Source organism: Microbacterium sp. B35-30 (assembly GCF_010634855.1).
In the GTDB taxonomy this organism is placed as follows: Bacteria; Actinomycetota; Actinomycetes; order Actinomycetales; family Microbacteriaceae; genus Microbacterium.
On sequence record NZ_MWLQ01000044.1, the window covers coordinates 1 to 16938 of the forward strand.

Genomic DNA, 16938 nt, shown 5'->3' on the forward strand with positions numbered 1-16938 from the left:
CGATGCGGCATCCGTCTGTGAAAGCTGTCGAGGTGCTTAGGCGCGTCCGCGCAGGACCGCCTGCTTGACCTCGGCGATCGCCTTGGTCACCTCGATGCCGCGGGGGCACGCCTCGGTGCAGTTGAAGGTGGTGCGGCAGCGCCACACGCCCTCCTTGTCGTTGAGGATGTCGAGACGCACGTCGCCCGCGTCGTCGCGCGAGTCGAAGATGAAGCGGTGCGCGTTGACGATCGCGGCGGGCCCGAAGTACTGCCCGTCGGTCCAGAACACCGGGCACGACGACGTGCACGCGGCGCAGAGGATGCACTTCGTGGTGTCGTCGAAGACCTCGCGGTCCACGATCGACTGGATGCGCTCCTTGCCGGGCTCGGGCTTCGAGCTCGCGATGAGGAACGGCTGCACCTCGCGGTACGACGCGAAGAACGGCTCCATGTCGACGACGAGGTCCTTCTCGAGCGGCAGGCCCTTGATCGCCTCGACGTAGATCGGCTGCGAGATGTCGAGATCCTTGATGAGGGTCTTGCAGGCGAGCCGGTTGCGGCCGTTGATGCGCATCGCGTCGGACCCGCAGATGCCGTGGGCGCAGGATCGGCGGAACGTCAGCGAGCCGTCGACCTCCCATTTGATCTTGTGCAGGGCGTCCAGCACGCGGTCGGTCGAGTACAGCTCGACGTCGTAGTCGACCCAGCGCGGCTCTTCGTCGACCTCAGGGTTGAACCGCCGGATGATGAAGGTGACCAGGAACGACTGGATGCCGGTGTCGTTCGCGGACTCCTCCGCGCGGACGGGTGCGTCGGCGTCGGTGCGCTCGATGACGTCGGTGACCGAGGTCGACATCAGTACTTCCTCTCCAACGGTGGGTAGCGCAATTCGCCCGCCTCGTTCTTCGTGAAGACGACGGGTTTCCAGTCGAGGCGGATGTGGTCCTCCGAATGCGAGGACGCGGCATCGCCCGACAGGTACGCCATGGTGTGCTTCATGTAGTTCTCGTCGTCGCGCGTGGAGTAGTCGTCGCGCATGTGACCGCCACGGCTCTCCTTGCGGTTCTTCGCGGTCACGACCACGACCTCGGCGATGTCGAGGAGGAACCCGAGCTCGACGGCCTCGAGCAGATCGGTGTTGAACCGCTTGCCCTTGTCGTCGACGTGCACGTTCTTGAAGCGCTCGCGAAGCTCGGAGATGACCTCGAGCACCTCGCTGAGCGACTCGTCGGTGCGGAACACCTGGGCCTTGCGGTCCATCTCGTCCTGCAGCGTCTTGCGCAGCACGGCGATGCGCTCGGTGCCCTGGTTGTTGCGCAGTCCCTCGATGAGGGTGCGCACCTCGGCGGCCGGGTCATCGGGCAGCGCGACGAAGTCGGCGGTCTTGACGTACTCGACGGCGTTGCGCCCGGCGCGCTTGCCGAACACGTTGATGTCGAGCAGCGAGTTGGTGCCGAGGCGGTTCGAGCCGTGCACCGAGACGCATGCGCACTCGCCGGCGGCGTACAGGCCCGGCACGACGGTGGTGTTGTCGCTCAGCACCTGCGCGTCGTTGTTGGTCGGGATGCCGCCCATCGCGTAGTGCGCGGTCGGCATGACGGGCACGGGCTCGACGACCGGGTCGACGCCGAGGTAGGTGCGCGCGAACTCGGTGATGTCGGGGAGCTTGGTCTCGAGCACCTCGGCCCCCAGGTGCGTGCAGTCCAGCAGCACGTAGTCGCGGTGCGGGCCGGCGCCGCGCCCTTCGGCGACCTCCTGGACCATGCAGCGGCTGACGATGTCACGTGGCGCGAGGTCCTTGATGGTCGGCGCGTAGCGCTCCATGAAGCGCTCGCCCGAGGCGTTGCGCAGGATCGCGCCTTCGCCGCGGGCGCCTTCGGTGAGAAGGATGCCGAGCCCGGCGAGACCGGTCGGGTGGAACTGGAAGAACTCCATGTCCTCCAGCGGCAGGCCCTTTCGCCAGATGATGCCCACGCCGTCACCCGTGAGGGTGTGCGCGTTGGAGGTGGTCTTGAAGATCTTGCCGAAGCCCCCGGTCGCGAAGATCACGGCCTTGGACTGGAAGACGTGCAGCTCACCGGTGGCGAGCTCGTAGGCGACGACGCCCGCGATCTGCTGGTCCTTGCCTTCGCCCACCGTGATGAGGTCGAGCACGTAGAACTCGTTGAAGAAGTTGATGCCGAGCTTCACGCAGTTCTGGAACAGCGTCTGCAGGATCATGTGACCGGTGCGGTCGGCGGCGTAGCACGCGCGGCGCACGGGGGTCTTGCCGTGATCGGCGGTGTGGCCGCCGAAGCGGCGCTGGTCGATCTTTCCCTCGGGCGTGCGGTTGAACGGCAGGCCCATGTTCTCGAGGTCGATGACCGCGTCGATGGCCTCTCTTGCGAGGATCTCGGCGGCGTCCTGGTCGACGAGGTAGTCGCCGCCCTTGACGGTGTCGAAGGTGTGCCACTCCCACGAGTCCTCTTCGACGTTGGCCAGCGCCGCCGCCATCCCGCCCTGCGCCGCACCCGTGTGCGAGCGGGTGGGGTACAGCTTCGAGATGACCGCCGTCCGAGCTCCGGGACCGGCCTCGATGGCCGCCCGCATGCCGGCGCCGCCGGCGCCCACGATGACGATGTCGAACTGGTGGTAGTGGACGCCATCCTTGACGTAGCTTGCAATGCTCTCGGTGCCGGCAGGGGTCTCAGTGCTCACGCTGGATGCTTTCGGTGGTCGATGCTCGGGGGGACGCGCCCGAACGCTAGGCGCAGATGCTGACGATGAGGTCGGACGCGGTCTCGGCGTCGAAGCCGAGGCAGGGGTCGAAGGTGAAGACGACCAGCGTGCCGAGCACGATGAGGAATCCCGCGGCGAGCCACAGGGCCCACACCAGCACGCGGCGCGTCGTCGGGTGCGTGACGTAGTCGTTGACGATCGTGCGCATGCCGTTGGCGCCGTGGATCAGTGCGAGCCACAGCATCAGCACGTCCCACCACTGCCAGAACGGCGAGGCGAACTTTCCGACGACGAAGGCGAAGTCGATGCCGTGGATGCCCTCGCCGAGCATGAGGTTCACGAAGAGGTGGCCGAAGATCAGGACGACGAGCAGCACGCCGGAGGCGCGCATGTAGATCCAGCCCCACTTCTCGAGGTTGGGGCCCTTGCGCCGGGCGGGGGCGTGCGGGGCGCGGGGGTCGGCGATGGCGGTCATCAGTGGCCTCCTCCCGGAGCGAACGCGAGCATGAGGTGGCGCGGCGCGAAGCCCAGCATCGTCACGACCCACAGGCCCAGGACTCCCCACCACAGCTGGCGCTGGTGGCGGGTGGCCCACGACCAGAAGTCGACCAGGATGATGCGCAGCCCGTTGTAGGCGTGGTACGCGATGGCGCCGACGAGGGCGACCTCGCCGAGGGCCATCACCCAGTTCTTGTAGGTGCCGATCACCGCGTCGTACGCCTCGGGGGAGACGCGGATGAGGGCGGTGTCGAGGATGTGGACCAGCAGGAAGAAGAAGATCGCGACGCCGGTGATGCGGTGCAGCACCCACGACCACATGCCTTCGTTTCCGCGGTACAGGGTGCCGCGGGGAACTCGGGAGGTGGTCTCGGATACCGACGGTGTGACGCGTGCTGGTGCAGACACGGCCGTCCTCCTTGGATCGAAACACGGTGGGGCTGGCCTCGGACTGTGAGGACGTCCCCCGAAGTGGCCCGGAACAGTGCGCTTCGAGCCGTCGGCGTCACGCGGGCGCTGGGACCATCCTATTCCCGTCGCGCGGGCGTGGGTGATTAGGCCGACCTAACTTCTCTCGACGTCGAGAGATTTCGGGGGCTTCGGCGGCCGTGGTGGAAAACGTTCCGAAACCTTTTGCCCTCCCTCGGAGCGCCGCCTAGCGTTTGTTGCACGCAAGAACATATGTGCCGCGAGGCGGTGCGTATGTACCGACAACGATGTCAGGAGTTCCCATGCGCCGATCGATCCGATCACTTCTGGTGGCCACCGCCGCCGCTGCCCTCGTGCTGCCCCTGTGGGGTGCGACGGCGGCCGGTGCCGCCCCGCCCGGAATCAGCAACTCCGACAAGGACGCCCTCCGCAACCAGGCGCCGCGCGACCTCGCCATCGGCAGCGCCGTCTGGGGCCAGCGCGACCTCGTCGAGTACGACCGCTCCGCGCCCACCGAGTATCAGCAGGTCCTGAGCGCGCAGTTCTCGTCCCTGACGCCCGAGAACGACATGAAATGGGATGCCGTGCACCCCGCTCCGGACATGTACGACTTCTCGTCCGCCGACGCCCTCGTCGCCTTCGCCGAGGCGAACCACCAGCAGGTGCGCGGCCACACGCTGCTCTGGCACAGCCAGAATCCGGCGTGGGTCACCGCTGCGAGCCAGACATGGACGTGCGACCAGGCACGTGCCGTCCTCGAAGACCACATCCGCACCGTGGTCGGTCACTTCAAGGGCGAGATCTATGAGTGGGACGTGGCGAACGAGATCTTCCAGGACACGTGGGACAACGGCGGCGTGCGTCTGCGCACCGAGGCCAATCCGTTCCTCCGGGCGTGCGCCGACGACCCGATCTCGCTCATCGAAGACGCCTTCCGCTGGGCGCACGAAGCCGACCCCGACGCCGTGCTGTTCCTCAACGACTACAACGCGGAGGGCATCAACGAGAAGACGGACGCCTACTACGCGCTCGCGCAGCGGATGCTGGCCGACGGCGTTCCGTTGGGCGGCTTCGGCGCCCAGGGCCACCTCAGCCTCCTGTACGGCTTCGACACCTCCATCCAGGCGAACTTCGAGCGCTTCGCGGCACTCGGGCTGAAGGTCGCCGTGACCGAGGCGGACGTGCGCATCCCGGTGCAGGCCGGTGAGACGGGCCCGACGCCCGAGCAGGTGGCGGTGCAGGCCGAGCGCTACGACGCCATGCTCGAGGCGTGCCTGAACGTAGCGGCGTGCTCGTCCTTCACGGTGTGGGGCTTCCCGGACGCGAACTCCTGGGTTCCCGACGTCTTCCCGGGCGAGGGCTGGGCGACGATCTTCGAGGATGACTTCACGCCGAAGCCCGCCTTCGACGCGATGCTCCAGTCGCTGACCGACGCCACACCGGGCACCTCCCCGCGGCGCGGCTGAGCCGGGCGCGACGACGGCGGGGCGCGATGCGCCCCGCCGCTGTCGCATGGAGGATCGACGAGTAGCCTCGTCAACATGTCAGGACCCATCGACGACTTCTACGCCGTGATCCCCGCCGGGGGCATCGGCAGCCGGCTGTGGCCGCTGTCCCGTGCCGACGCGCCGAAGTTCCTCCACGACCTCACCGGGTCGGGGCAGACGCTGCTCCGCGACACCTGGGACCGCCTGGCACCGCTCGCCGGTGACGACCGCATCGCCGTGGTCACCGGTCGCGCGCACCGCGGAGCGGTCGAGCGGGAGCTTCCCGGCATCGCCGACAAGAACGTCTTCCTCGAGTCCGAGCCGCGCGACTCGACGGCGGCGATCGGCCTGGCCGCCGCGATCCTCTCGCGCCGCGAGCCCGACGTCATCATCGGCTCGTTCGCCGCAGACCACGTCATCCGCGTCCCGCAGCTGTTCGAGTGGGCGGTGAACCAGGCCGTCGCCACCGCGCGAGAGGGGTACATCTGCACCATCGGCATCCAGCCGTCCGAGCCGTCCGTCGGGTTCGGCTACATCAAGAAGGGCGATGCGCTGTCCGTCGACGGAGCGCCCGAGGCGGCCCTCGTCCAGAACTTCGTGGAGAAGCCGGATCTCGAGACCGCGAAGGAGTACTTCGCCGACCGCAACTACCTGTGGAACGCGGGCATGTTCATCTCCCGCGCCGACGTGCTGCTCGCCGAGATCGCCGAGAACGAGCCGGAGCTCCACGCCGGGCTCATGGAGCTCGCCGGGGCGTGGGACGACCGCGAGGAGCGCGGGCCGGTCGTGGACCAGGTGTGGCCGACGCTCAAGAAGATCGCGATCGACTACTCCGTCGCCGAGCCCGCGGCCGCGAAGGGTCGCCTCGCCGTCATCCCCGGGCACTTCGACTGGGACGACGTGGGCGACTTCGCGAGTCTCGCCAAGCTCAACTCGCACGGCCGCAAGAACGATCTGGCGATCCTCGGCGAGAACGCCCGCATCCTGTCGGATGCCGCCAGCGGCATCGTGGTCAGCCAGACGCGGCGCGTCATCAGCCTGATCGGCGTGCGAGACATCGTCGTGGTCGACACCGAGGATGCGCTCCTCGTGACCACCAGCGAACACGCCCAGCGGGTGAAGGGCGTCGTCGATGCGCTCAAGCTGAGCGGGCGCGGCGAGGTGCTCTGACCTCGCGCCACCCCGTCGGCGCCGGGAGCGGACGGCCCCTGCGCCGCTGCGCGCATCGCCTCGCCCTGAGCGCAGCCGGGCCGCGCGGCCGGGGGGCGGATGCCGGCATCCGTATTCCTCATCGACTTCTCATCGCACCGCAGATTGCGTCTTTGTAACCTTTCGCGAACGGGGGGCCGCGAAGCATGCAACCGCGGCGTCACAGTGGGTAACTTTGTCCAGTCCCCGTGAAGGACGCGGGAGAACGTAGTGGAGGCTGAGTTGACCATCTCACGCACCAAGAAGCTCGTCGGCGTCACAGCCGCCGCGGGCATTCTGCTGGCCCTGGCGGGCTGCGGCTCCGCACCCGAGACGAGCCCGACCGACGGCGGCGACGCCGGACCCGCGGTCGAGGGCTTCACCCCGTGCATCGTCTCCGACGACGGCGGCTTCAACGACAAGTCGTTCAACCAGTCGGCGCTCGAGGGCATGCAGAAGGCCGCTGACGAACTGGGCGTCGACGTCATCGAAGTCGAGTCCGCGTCGCAGAACGATTACGCGCCCAACCTCGAGAACCTCGTCTCGGAAGGCTGCACGTTCATCGTCTCGGTCGGCTTCAAGCTGTCAGCCGACACGGTGACCTCGGCTCTGGCCAACCCCGACATCGAGTACGCGATCATCGACGACTGGGCCGACAACACCGGCGCGACCGGCGACGACGGCAAGGACACGGGCGACGGCGAGACCGACGCGCCCAACATCAAGCCCCTCATGTTCGACACCGTGCAGGCCGCGTACCTCGGCGGCTATGCCGCGGCGGCATGGTCGGCGCAGTCGGGCGTGAACAGCGTCGGCACGGTCGGCGGCATCCCGATCCCGCCCGTGACCATCTTCATGGACGGCTTCGTGGACGGCGTCGAGAAGTACAACGAAGACAAGGGTGCCGCGGTCGCCACCTACGGCTGGGATGTCGCAGGCCAGACGGGCCAGTTCACCAACGACTTCGCCGCGAACGACGTCGCGAAGCAGACGATGCAGACCGCGCTCGACCAGGGTGTCGACGTGCTCCTGCCCGTCGGCGGCCCGATCTACCAGAGCGCCGCGCAGGCCATCCGCGACACCGACAACGGCGCCGTGATGCTGGGCGTCGACTCCGACCTCGCCGTGGCCGACACGTCGGTCGCCGATCTGGTGCTGGTCTCGATCATGAAGCGCATCGACACCGCGGTCTACGACGCGACGACCAGCGCGGCCGCCGACGAGTTCGACGTCGCACCGTACGTCGGCACGCTCGAGAACGAGGGTGTCGGCCTCTCGGGCTTCGGCACGTTCGAGTCGCAGCTGCCGGAGGGCCTGCTCGACGAGCTCGACGCTCTGAAGGAGCAGATCATCTCGGGTGAGCTCGAGGTGACCTCGCCCAGCTCGCCGTAATCCGAGCACGGACATGCCGCGGCCGGGTGGATGCCATATCCGCCCGGCCGCGGTCCTTCCTGGCCTGCTCCCTCAATCGCTAAGGTGCACAGTATGAAGCTCGAGCTCCGTGGAATCACGAAGCGGTTCGGGTCTCTCGTCGCCAACGACCACATCGACCTGGTGGTCCGGCCTGGTGAGATCCACGCTCTCCTGGGGGAGAACGGCGCTGGCAAATCGACCCTGATGAACGTGCTCTACGGCCTGTACCAGGCGGACGACGGCGAAATCCTGCTGGACGACGCGATCCAGCACTTCCGCGGCCCTGGCGACGCCATGGCCGCCGGCATCGGCATGGTGCACCAGCACTTCATGCTCATCCCCGTCTTCACCGTCGCCGAGAACGTGATGCTCGGCCACGAGAGCACGAAGGCCCTCGGCGCGCTGGATCTCGCCGCCGCGCGCCAGCACGTGCGCGACGTCGCCGCCCGCTTCGGGTTCGAGGTCGACCCCGATGCGCTCGTCGGCGATCTCCCCGTCGGCGTGCAGCAGCGCGTGGAGATCATCAAGGCGCTCGCGCGCGATGCGAAGGTGCTCGTGTTCGACGAGCCGACCGCGGTGCTCACGCCGCAGGAGACCGACGAGCTCATGGCGATCATGAGCCAGCTGCGCGACGAGGGCACCTCCATCGTCTTCATCACCCACAAGCTGCGCGAGGTACGTGCTGTCGCCGACCGCATCACCGTCATCCGCCTCGGAAAGGTGGTCGGAGAGGCAGCGCCCACCGCGTCCAACGCCGAGCTGGCGTCGCTCATGGTGGGTCGCTCGGTCGAGCTGACCGTCCACAAGGGCCCGCCCAAGATCGGTGCCGGGGGCCTCGAGGTGGACGGTCTCCGCGTCATCACCGCCGAAGGCGCCGTCGTCGTCGACAACGTGAACTTCACGGTCCGCCCCGGTGAGGTGCTCGCCGTCGCGGGCGTCCAGGGCAACGGCCAGACCGAGCTTATCGAGGCGATCGTCGGACTCGGGGACCGTGTCAGCGGCTCCGTCTCGCTCGACGGCGTCGAACTCGTCGGCAAGAGCATCCGGGCCATCCTCGACGAAGGCGTCGGGTTCGTGCCGGAGGACCGCACCGAGGACGGCCTGGTCGGCACGTTCACCGTCGCCGAGAATCTCATCCTCGACCGCTCCGGCGACCCCGACTTCAACCGCGGCGGCACCATTCGCCGGGGGCAGCTCGACGACTTCGCGAAGGCACGGATCACCGAGTACGACATCCGCACCCAGGGCCCCGATGTGCCCGCCGGCACGCTGTCGGGCGGCAACCAGCAGAAGGTCGTCATCGCCCGCGAGATGAGCCGCGACCTGAAGCTCCTGGTCGCGTCACAGCCGACCCGCGGCGTCGACGTCGGCTCGATCGAGTTCATCCACCATCGCATCGTAGAGACACGGGATGCCGGCGTTCCGGTGCTCGTCGTGTCCACCGAGCTCGACGAGGTCGTGGCACTCGCCGACCGCATCGCGGTCATGTACCGTGGCGGGATCGTCGGCATCGTTCCCAGCGACACCCCGAGAGACGTCCTGGGCCTCATGATGGCGGGCGAGACGCCCGAGAGTGGAGCGGCCGCGTGAACGACGAGTCCTCGGCACAGGCTCCCGGAGCCTCCGAGCCGACCCGCGGGCTGCCGCCGGAGCAGCTGCCCTCCGTCTCGGGTCCGCTCACCGGATCACCCGGACTGCCTGCACCCACGCCCCAGGCCCCGGGGGCGGTTGACGGCGAGGTGCCGCCGCCTCCGCGCCAGAACGTCTTCATCAAGGAGCTGCTGCGCGGGAGCGCCGTGACGACCATCCTCGCGATCGTGGCCGCGATGATCGTCGGCGGCATCCTGATGGCGTTCACGGACGAGGATGTGCGTGAGGCATCCGTCTACTTCTTCGCGCGGCCCGGCGACACCTTCGTCGCGATCTGGAACTCCGTGTACGGCGGCTACGAGGCGCTCTTCCGTGGCTCGATCTTCAACGCGCGCGCCAACGACTTCGCCACGCAGATCCGCCCGCTCACCAACACGCTGGGCTTCGCGGCACCGCTGATCGCGGCTGGCCTCGGCGTCGCGCTCGCGTTCCGCGTCGGCCTGTTCAACATCGGCGGTCGCGGTCAGATGCTGATCGCCGCGGCGACGGCGGCGCTGGTGACCTTCCAGCTCGACCTGCCGATGTTCATCCAGCTGCCGCTCACGCTCGCCGCCGGCATCGCGGGCGGTGCCGTCTGGGGCGGCATTGTGGGGCTCCTCAAGGCGCGCACCGGCGCTCACGAGGTGATCCTGACGATCATGCTCAACTACGTCGCGCTGTACTTCGTGATGTGGCTCGTGCGCACGCCGGGTCTGCTGCAGCAGGGCAGCGGCAACCAGCCGATCTCGGATCCGACACCAGCGAGCGCGCGGTTCCCCGAGCTGCTCGGACCCCGGTTCCCCCTGCTGGACTGGGGCTTCGTGATCGTGATCGCGGCGACCGTGTTCGTCTGGTGGCTCATCGAGCGTTCCAGCCTCGGCTTCCGCCTCCGTGCCGTCGGCGAGAACCCGCACGCCGCGCGAGCAGCCGGAATCTCGGTGTCGCGCATGTACATCTACGCGATGCTGTTCGCCGGCGGCCTGTCGGGCCTCGCCGCTATGAACCAGATCCAGGGCTCAGTCGTGACCGGCTTCGACTCGCACATCGATGCCGGCATCGGCTTCGACGCGATCACCGTTGCGCTCCTCGGCCGCAGCCGGGCATGGGGGACCTTCGCCGCCGGCATCCTGTTCGGGGCTCTCAAAGCGGGCAGCTTCACGATGCAGGCGTCGCAGGGCATCCCGGTCGACATCGTGCTCGTCGTGCAGTCGCTGATCGTGCTGTTCATCGCGGCACCGCCGCTCGTGCGCACGATCTTCTTCCTCCCCAAGACGGACGCCGAGAAGGCGGCCAAGGCCCGCGCCAAGGCGGCCAAGCGCCCGAGCCCTCCCTCCGAGCCGCCCCGACCCGCGACGGAGAAGAACGAGAAGGCGGTGTCGGCATCATGAGCACGAACCTCGTGACCACGCCCGCCGCCTCCATCGCGGCGCCGGTGAAGATCCGCCACTTCAAGCTCGCGATCTCCCTCTCGATCGTGACGGCGCTGCTCGGGCTGCTGTTCCTGCTCGCTCCGCGCACGGGTGAGAGCCGCTTCCGGCTGGGCGACGCCCGATCCGTGCTCGACCTGCCGACCGTGTCGGTGCCCACGGCGGTCACGAGCTGGGCGGTCTGGGTCGTCCTGCTCCTCCTGACCCTGTACGCACTGTGGGCCGCGTACTCGTACCGCCGACCGGGTGCGTGGCTTCCGATCGTGTACGGCCTCCTCGGCATCTTCGCGTTCCTCGTGTGGGCCGCCGCCGACGGACTCGTCCCGGTGACCGGTCTGCTCTTCGGTGCCGTGTCGCTGTCGATCCCGCTCATCTTCGGGGCGCTCGGCGGGGTCATCGGCGAGCGCGCGGGCGTCGTCAACGTCGCGATCGAGGGCCAGTTCCTGTTCGGCGCGTTCGTCGCCGCCCTGCTGTCGAGCATCACGCGCAACCCGTTCGTCGGTCTCGTCGGCGCGATGATCGGCGGCGTGCTGGTCGCCTTCGTGCTGGCCGCGTTCTCGATCAAGTACCTCGTCGACCAGGTGATCGTCGGCGTCGTGCTCAACGTGCTCGTCGCAGGCCTCACCGGCTTCCTCTACGGCGCGCTGCTGGTCCCCAACGAGCAGGCACTCAACAGCGCCGTCGTGTTCGAGCGCTGGAAGATCCCGCTGCTCGGTGACATCCCGATCCTGGGCCCGGTGCTGTTCAACCAGACCTTCATCGGCTACCTGATGTACGTCACCGTCGCCCTCGTCGCGTGGGGTCTCTACCGCACGCGTTGGGGGCTGCGGCTGCGCGCGGTCGGCGAGCACCCGCAGGCCGCGGACACCGTCGGCATCCGGGTCAACCCCACCCGCTTCTGGAACGTCTCCCTCGCCGGCGCGATCGCCGGCATCGGCGGGGCGTACTTCACGCTCGTCTCGGTGCCGCAGTTCACGAAGGACATGACCGCCGGTCTCGGCTTCATCGCTCTCGCCGCCGTCATCTTCGGCCGGTGGGACCCGATCCGCGCGACGTTCGCCGCCCTCCTGTTCGGCTTCACCACGAACCTGCGCAACCTCCTGTCCGTGCTCGAGACGCCCATTCCGGTGGAGTTCATGGCGATGCTCCCGTACATCGTCACGATCCTCGCCGTCGCCGGTTTCGCAGGTCAGATCCGCGGTCCCGCGGCGGCCGGCAAGCCCTACATAAAAGGCTGAAGTGTCCGCCGCGACCCTGACGAGGGACGGATGCCGCGCCGCGGCATCCGCACCCACCGCCGCCGACCCTCCGGATACCGGGCCGGTCGGGCGGATGCTCCGACGGGCACGACGGAACGGCGGCGGACCCCTGTGACGCTTTCCCTCACCGTGAACGGAGCCCTGAAGTGACCGATATCGACTGGGACGAGCTGCGCGCCGCCGCGACCGACGCCATGCAGCGCGCCTACGCGCCCTACTCGCGCTACAAGGTGGGAGCGGCCGCGCTCGTGACCGACGGCCGCATCGTCACGGGCTGCAACGTCGAGAACGCGTCGTACGGCGTGGGGCTCTGCGCCGAATGCGGTCTGGTCAGCGAACTGCAGATGTCGGGCGGGGGAGGCCTCGTGGCCTTCGTGTGCGTCAACGGCCACGGCGACACGATCATGCCGTGCGGCCGCTGCCGGCAGCTGCTCAACGAGTTCGCGATCCCGGGCATGCTGCTCGAGACCGTGTCGGGCATCCGCACGATCGACGAAGTGCTCCCCGACGCGTTCGGGCCCCGCGACCTCGAGGAGGCGGCGCGATGACGGATGCCGCGGTGGAGCCGTTCGACGCGGTCGACGTCATCCGTGCGAAGCGTGACGGCGGCGCGGTGTCCGAGAGCGCGCTGCGCTGGATGGTGGACGCGTATACCCGCGGCTACGTCGCGGACTCCCAGATGGCGGCGTTCGCGATGGCGGTGCTGCTCAACGGCATGGCACGCGACGAGATCCGCGTCATGACCGACGCGATGATCGCGTCGGGGGAGCGGATGAGCTTCTCCGGGCTCGGCAAGCCGACGGTCGACAAGCATTCCACGGGCGGCGTCGGCGACAAGATCACGCTGCCGCTGGCCCCGCTGGTCGCCTCGTTCGGCGTCGCAGTGCCGCAGCTCTCGGGCCGCGGGCTCGGTCACACCGGCGGCACGCTCGACAAGCTCGAGTCTATCCCCGGGTGGCGCGCGGCGCTGTCGAACGACGAGATGTTCGCGCAGCTGCGCGACGTCGGCGCGGTCATCTGCGCCGCCGGCTCGGGGCTCGCGCCCGCCGACAAGAAGCTCTACGCGCTGCGCGATGTCACCGGCACCGTCGAGGCCATCCCGCTGATCGCGTCGAGCATCATGTCGAAGAAGATCGCCGAGGGCACCGACTCGCTCGTCCTCGACGTGAAGTTCGGCTCCGGCGCGTTCATGCGCGACGTCGACAAGGCGCGCGAGCTGGCGCGCACCATGGTGGCGCTCGGCACGGACTCGGGCGTGGCGACGACCGCGCTCCTGACCGACATGAACACGCCTCTCGGTCTCGCCATCGGCAATGCCAACGAGGTGCGCGAGTCTGTCGAGGTGCTCGCCGGCGGCGGCCCCGCCGACGTGGTGGAACTGACGATCGCGCTCGCGCGCGAGATGCTCGCGCTCGCCGGGCAGCCCGACGCGGACGTCGAGGCGGCACTGCAGGACGGCCGTGCGATGGACGCCTGGCGCGCCATGATCCGCGCCCAGGACGGCGACCCGGATGCCGCCCTCCCGGCCCCGAACGAGACCCACACGGTCACGTCGACTCAGGCGGGATACGTCACCGGCATGGAGGCGCTGCCGTTCGGCATCGCCGCATGGCGTCTGGGTGCCGGCCGCGCGCGTGCGCAGGACCCGGTGCTGCACGCTGCCGGCATCGATCTCCACGTCAAGCCGGGCGACGAGGTCGCGGTCGGACAGCCGCTGTTCACCCTGCTCGGCGAGGATGACTCGCGCTTCGAGCGTGCCCTCGAAGCCGTCGAGGGCGCGTGGCGGATCGGCGCCGAGGCGCCGGCTGCCGCGCCTCTCGTCCTGGAACGCATCACCGCCTAGGCTGGGTCAGTCCCGCGCCGGGGATCCGGTGCGGCGCCGGGTCGCGGCATCCGTCCCACATCCCCACTCGCGATCGCAAACGAGGAGAAATCCATGCCCATCGACCAGCACGGCGACGCCATTCTCGATGGCGTGTCGCTCCGCAGCCTTCCCAAGGTGTCGCTCCACGATCACCTCGACGGCGGTGTGCGGCCGGCGACGATCATCGAGTTGGCGGACGCGATCGGGCTCGACGTGCCGGAGTCCGAGCCGGACGATCTGGCGGACTGGTTCGCAGAGAAGAGCGACTCGGGTTCGCTCGTCGAGTACCTGAAGACCTTCGACCTCACGACCGGCGTGATGCAGACCCGCGAGGGTCTCACGCGCGTCGCGCGCGAGTTCGTCGAGGATCTGGCCGCCGACGGCGTGATCTACGGCGAGGTGCGATGGGCGCCCGAGCAGCACCTGGCCCGCGGGCTGTCGCTCGACGAGGTCGTCGCCGCGGTCCAGCAGGGCATCGAGGAGGGCGAGGATGCCGCGGAGCGTCGCGGGCACGACATCCGCGTCGGGCAGCTCATCACCGCGATGCGCCACACCGACCGATCGCTCGAGATCGCCCGGCTCGCCGTCGAGTGGCGCAACCGTGGGGCGGTCGGCTTCGACATCGCCGGGCCCGAGGACGGCTTCCCGGCCTCGAACCACCGCGACGCCTTCGACTACCTGGCGTCCGAGTTCTTCCCCGCGACCGTGCACGCGGGTGAGGCGGCCGGGCTCGAGTCGATCCGCTCGGCGCTCATCGACGGCCGCGCGCTGCGTCTCGGTCACGGCGTGCGCCTCGCCGAAGACCTCGAGGTGGTGTCGCGCGCGGGCGAGGAGGTGCTGGTGCAGTTCGGCGATCTCGCCCGCTGGGTGCGCGACCGTGAGATCCCGCTGGAGCTGTCGCCGTCGTCGAACCTGCAGACGGGGGCGATCGAGCGCTGGGGCACCACGATGGAGGACCACCCCTTCGACCTGCTGTACCAGCTCGGCTTCTCGGTGACCGTGAACGTCGACAACCGCACGATGAGCCGCACGTCGCTGACGCGCGAGCTGGCGCTGCTCGCCGAGACCTTCGAGTACGGCCTCGACGACCTCGAGACCTTCCAGCTCAACGCCGCGGCCGGCGCCTTCCTCCCCGTGGAGGAGCGCGAGGAGCTCATCGACCTCATCGCCGAGGGCTTCGAGGCCTAGCCGCGCGGCGGCCGGTTCCGGACGGATGCCTCGGTTCGAGGCATCCGCTCTTCCTCCGGTGCGCCCGGTGCGGTGTGGATGGCGGTGTGTGATCCGCTCGTCCTCGCCGCCGGCGTCAGGCAGCTCCGCGTTCCGAGCCCCCGCCAACTGGTGCGGTCCGGACATCGCCGGTTTCGGGGTGCTGGTGGCCGGCGATTCCTGGACCGGAGGGGTGGTTGTGGTCCGGTTCTCTGGTGCGGTCCGGACATCGCCGGTTTCGGGGTGCTGGCGGCAGGCGATTCCTGGACCGGAGGGGGCGTGAACGCGCGCGGACCGACGCTCCTCCACACCCCCGTTTCGTTGCCGCAGATGCGGAGTCATCCACCGATCGCGAACACGGGCGGGCCCCCGGAGTCCTGACACGATGGACTCGGGGAATGGTGCGACACGCCTCTTCGTTCGGTACAGCCCCGTTCAGAGTCTCGGACGGCCTCTGCGCCGGATTCAGTCGCGCCGAACTGGACGGTCCGGGGTTCGAGCGACCCTTCTACGGAGTGCGTGAGCCGAAGTACGCTCACGCGGAGCGCGCGGCATCCGACGGACTCTCGTCGCGGGAGGTCGCGCTGCGCCTGTTCAAACGCAACTGCCGCGCGTTCGCCACCCGAATGGGGGAGGGGGACTTCTTCAGCCATGGCACCGCCCTGATCCTGCGCGGATCCCCGACGCCGGCCGCCTGGGACAGGATGATCCACGTGTCGAGCATCCGCCCGCGAAATCCCGCGCGGACGACGGGGGTGATCTCGCACCGTCTTGCAGTCAGAGCGCCCGCGTACCGGGAGGTCGGTGGCCTTCGCGTCGAGGATCCAGCGCGGGCGTGGGTGCAAGCATCCGCCCATCTGACCGATGTCGAGCTGATCATCGCGGCCGATCATCTTGTGGCGCGGCGTCGGAGGCTCGCAACGATTGACGAGCTCCGTGCGGAGGCCTGCTCGCGCCGCAAGCCTCGACTCGAACTGCTTCTCGACCTGGTGCGAGAGGGATCGGAGTCACCGTACGAGACCGATCTGCGTCTGCAGATCGTCGGTGCGGGACTCCCCGAGCCCGAGCTCGGGTTCAATCTCTACGCCGACGACGGGCGGTTCGTCGCGCGGCTCGACCAGGCGTACCCGGAGTTTCGAGTCGGTGTCGAGTACGACGGCCGCCAGCATGCCGCAGACGTACATCAGTTCGCCCGTGACGCCGACCGCTGGCGTGAGATCGATGAGACCGGATGGCGCCTTGTGAGGATCCTGAAGCACCACCTCGAGCCTGACCCGACCGCGGCCGTCGACATGGTGCGCAACGCGCTCCTCCGTGCAGGTTGGCGTCCGTGAATCACGCCAGCCGCCCCGTCTTTCGCTCTCCCCAACCGCGGTCCGGACATCGCAGGTCCCGGGGTGCTGTTGGCCGGCGTTTCCTGGACCGCGGCGGCGGTGGTGGTCAGCGGCGGGTTTGCGGTCCGGACATCGCGGGTTCCGGGGTGCTGGTGGCCAGCGATGTCCGGACCGCGGCGGTGCCCCGCTAGCGGAAGCTGGGGCGACGGAGGCTCAGCGGGTCCCGGGTCAGCGGCGAGCGACGCCGGGGTGGGTGTCGAGGTAGGCCTCGAATGCCTCGGCCGAGGTCCTCGCGGGCGTGTAGCCGAAGTCGCGCTTGAGTGCGTCGTTCGCGAGCACCGGGCGGTAGCGGAGGAAGCCCACCTGCTCGGGACCGTGGACCGTCAGGCGCAGCATCCGTCCGACCCGCAGCGCGAATCCGAGAAGCCCGGCAGGCACGGTGACGACCGGTTTGCCGAGGCGTCGGGCGATCTCGGGCACGGTCACCCGGCCGTCGCCGGCGACG

The 16938-nt window shown here is 68.9% G+C and carries 14 protein-coding genes and 1 pseudogene; 10 read left to right on the forward strand and 5 right to left on the reverse strand.

Features of this window, described 5'->3' with window-relative positions:
• Positions 1-36: 36 nt before the first annotated feature.
• Genes B2K11_RS18580 through sdhC form a run of 4 tightly spaced genes read right to left on the reverse strand, consistent with a single transcriptional unit; the run spans position 37 to position 3605 of the window.
• Positions 37-837 carry a succinate dehydrogenase iron-sulfur subunit gene (locus B2K11_RS18580; protein ID WP_204260189.1) on the reverse strand — a complete coding sequence of 267 codons (801 nt, stop codon included), beginning with the start codon at positions 835-837 and terminating at the stop codon, positions 37-39.
• Positions 837-2678 carry a succinate dehydrogenase flavoprotein subunit gene (sdhA, locus tag B2K11_RS18585; protein WP_163620582.1) on the reverse strand — a complete coding sequence of 614 codons (1842 nt, stop codon included), beginning with the start codon at positions 2676-2678 and terminating at the stop codon, positions 837-839. The genes B2K11_RS18580 and sdhA overlap by 1 nt, the downstream gene beginning before the upstream one ends.
• A 46-nt stretch (positions 2679-2724) precedes the next feature.
• Positions 2725-3174 (reverse strand): succinate dehydrogenase hydrophobic membrane anchor subunit, encoded by a 450-nt coding sequence (locus B2K11_RS18590; RefSeq protein ID WP_163620583.1) that lies wholly within the window; start codon positions 3172-3174, stop codon positions 2725-2727.
• Positions 3174-3605: a succinate dehydrogenase, cytochrome b556 subunit gene (gene sdhC, locus B2K11_RS18595; RefSeq protein WP_163620584.1), complete on the reverse strand. Its 432-nt coding sequence runs from the start codon at positions 3603-3605 to the stop codon at positions 3174-3176. The genes B2K11_RS18590 and sdhC overlap by 1 nt, the downstream gene beginning before the upstream one ends.
• A gap of 323 nt (positions 3606-3928) precedes the next feature.
• Between sdhC and B2K11_RS18600 the strand changes: the two genes are divergently transcribed.
• The 10 genes from B2K11_RS18600 to B2K11_RS18645 all read left to right on the forward strand — a co-directional run bounded on the left by B2K11_RS18600 (position 3929) and on the right by B2K11_RS18645 (position 16433).
• Positions 3929-5092 carry an endo-1,4-beta-xylanase gene (locus B2K11_RS18600; RefSeq protein WP_163620585.1) on the forward strand — a complete coding sequence of 388 codons (1164 nt, stop codon included), beginning with the start codon at positions 3929-3931 and terminating at the stop codon, positions 5090-5092.
• A gap of 75 nt (positions 5093-5167) precedes the next feature.
• Positions 5168-6283 carry a mannose-1-phosphate guanylyltransferase gene (locus tag B2K11_RS18605; RefSeq protein ID WP_163620586.1) on the forward strand — a complete coding sequence of 372 codons (1116 nt, stop codon included), beginning with the start codon at positions 5168-5170 and terminating at the stop codon, positions 6281-6283.
• 261 nt (positions 6284-6544) lie between these two features.
• Positions 6545-7693 carry a BMP family ABC transporter substrate-binding protein gene (locus tag B2K11_RS18610; protein WP_163620587.1) on the forward strand — a complete coding sequence of 383 codons (1149 nt, stop codon included), beginning with the start codon at positions 6545-6547 and terminating at the stop codon, positions 7691-7693.
• A 93-nt stretch (positions 7694-7786) separates the two neighbouring features.
• On the forward strand, positions 7787-9304 hold the full coding sequence (locus B2K11_RS18615) for an ABC transporter ATP-binding protein (RefSeq protein ID WP_163620588.1): 1518 nt from the start codon (positions 7787-7789) through the stop codon (positions 9302-9304).
• Complete coding sequence (locus tag B2K11_RS18620) at positions 9301-10731, forward strand: ABC transporter permease (RefSeq protein ID WP_239526256.1); 1431 nt, start codon at positions 9301-9303, stop codon at positions 10729-10731. The genes B2K11_RS18615 and B2K11_RS18620 overlap by 4 nt, the downstream gene beginning before the upstream one ends.
• Entirely contained in the window at positions 10728-12008 is a 1281-nt protein-coding gene (locus tag B2K11_RS18625) for an ABC transporter permease (RefSeq protein ID WP_163620589.1), read from the forward strand. The genes B2K11_RS18620 and B2K11_RS18625 overlap by 4 nt, the downstream gene beginning before the upstream one ends.
• A gap of 167 nt (positions 12009-12175) precedes the next feature.
• Complete coding sequence (locus B2K11_RS18630; protein ID WP_163620590.1) at positions 12176-12577, forward strand: cytidine deaminase; 402 nt, start codon at positions 12176-12178, stop codon at positions 12575-12577.
• On the forward strand, positions 12574-13872 hold the full coding sequence (locus B2K11_RS18635; RefSeq protein ID WP_163620591.1) for a thymidine phosphorylase: 1299 nt from the start codon (positions 12574-12576) through the stop codon (positions 13870-13872). The genes B2K11_RS18630 and B2K11_RS18635 overlap by 4 nt, the downstream gene beginning before the upstream one ends.
• Positions 13873-13965: 93 nt before the next feature.
• Positions 13966-15081: an adenosine deaminase gene (locus tag B2K11_RS18640; RefSeq protein WP_163620592.1), complete on the forward strand. Its 1116-nt coding sequence runs from the start codon at positions 13966-13968 to the stop codon at positions 15079-15081.
• Positions 15082-15497: 416 nt separating this feature from the next.
• Positions 15498-16433 carry a hypothetical protein gene (locus tag B2K11_RS18645; protein WP_163620593.1) on the forward strand — a complete coding sequence of 312 codons (936 nt, stop codon included), beginning with the start codon at positions 15498-15500 and terminating at the stop codon, positions 16431-16433.
• Between the two features lie 228 nt (positions 16434-16661).
• Here B2K11_RS18645 and B2K11_RS18650 read toward each other — a convergent pair.
• Positions 16662-16938: pseudogene (locus B2K11_RS18650) on the reverse strand (epimerase); the annotation flags it as partial.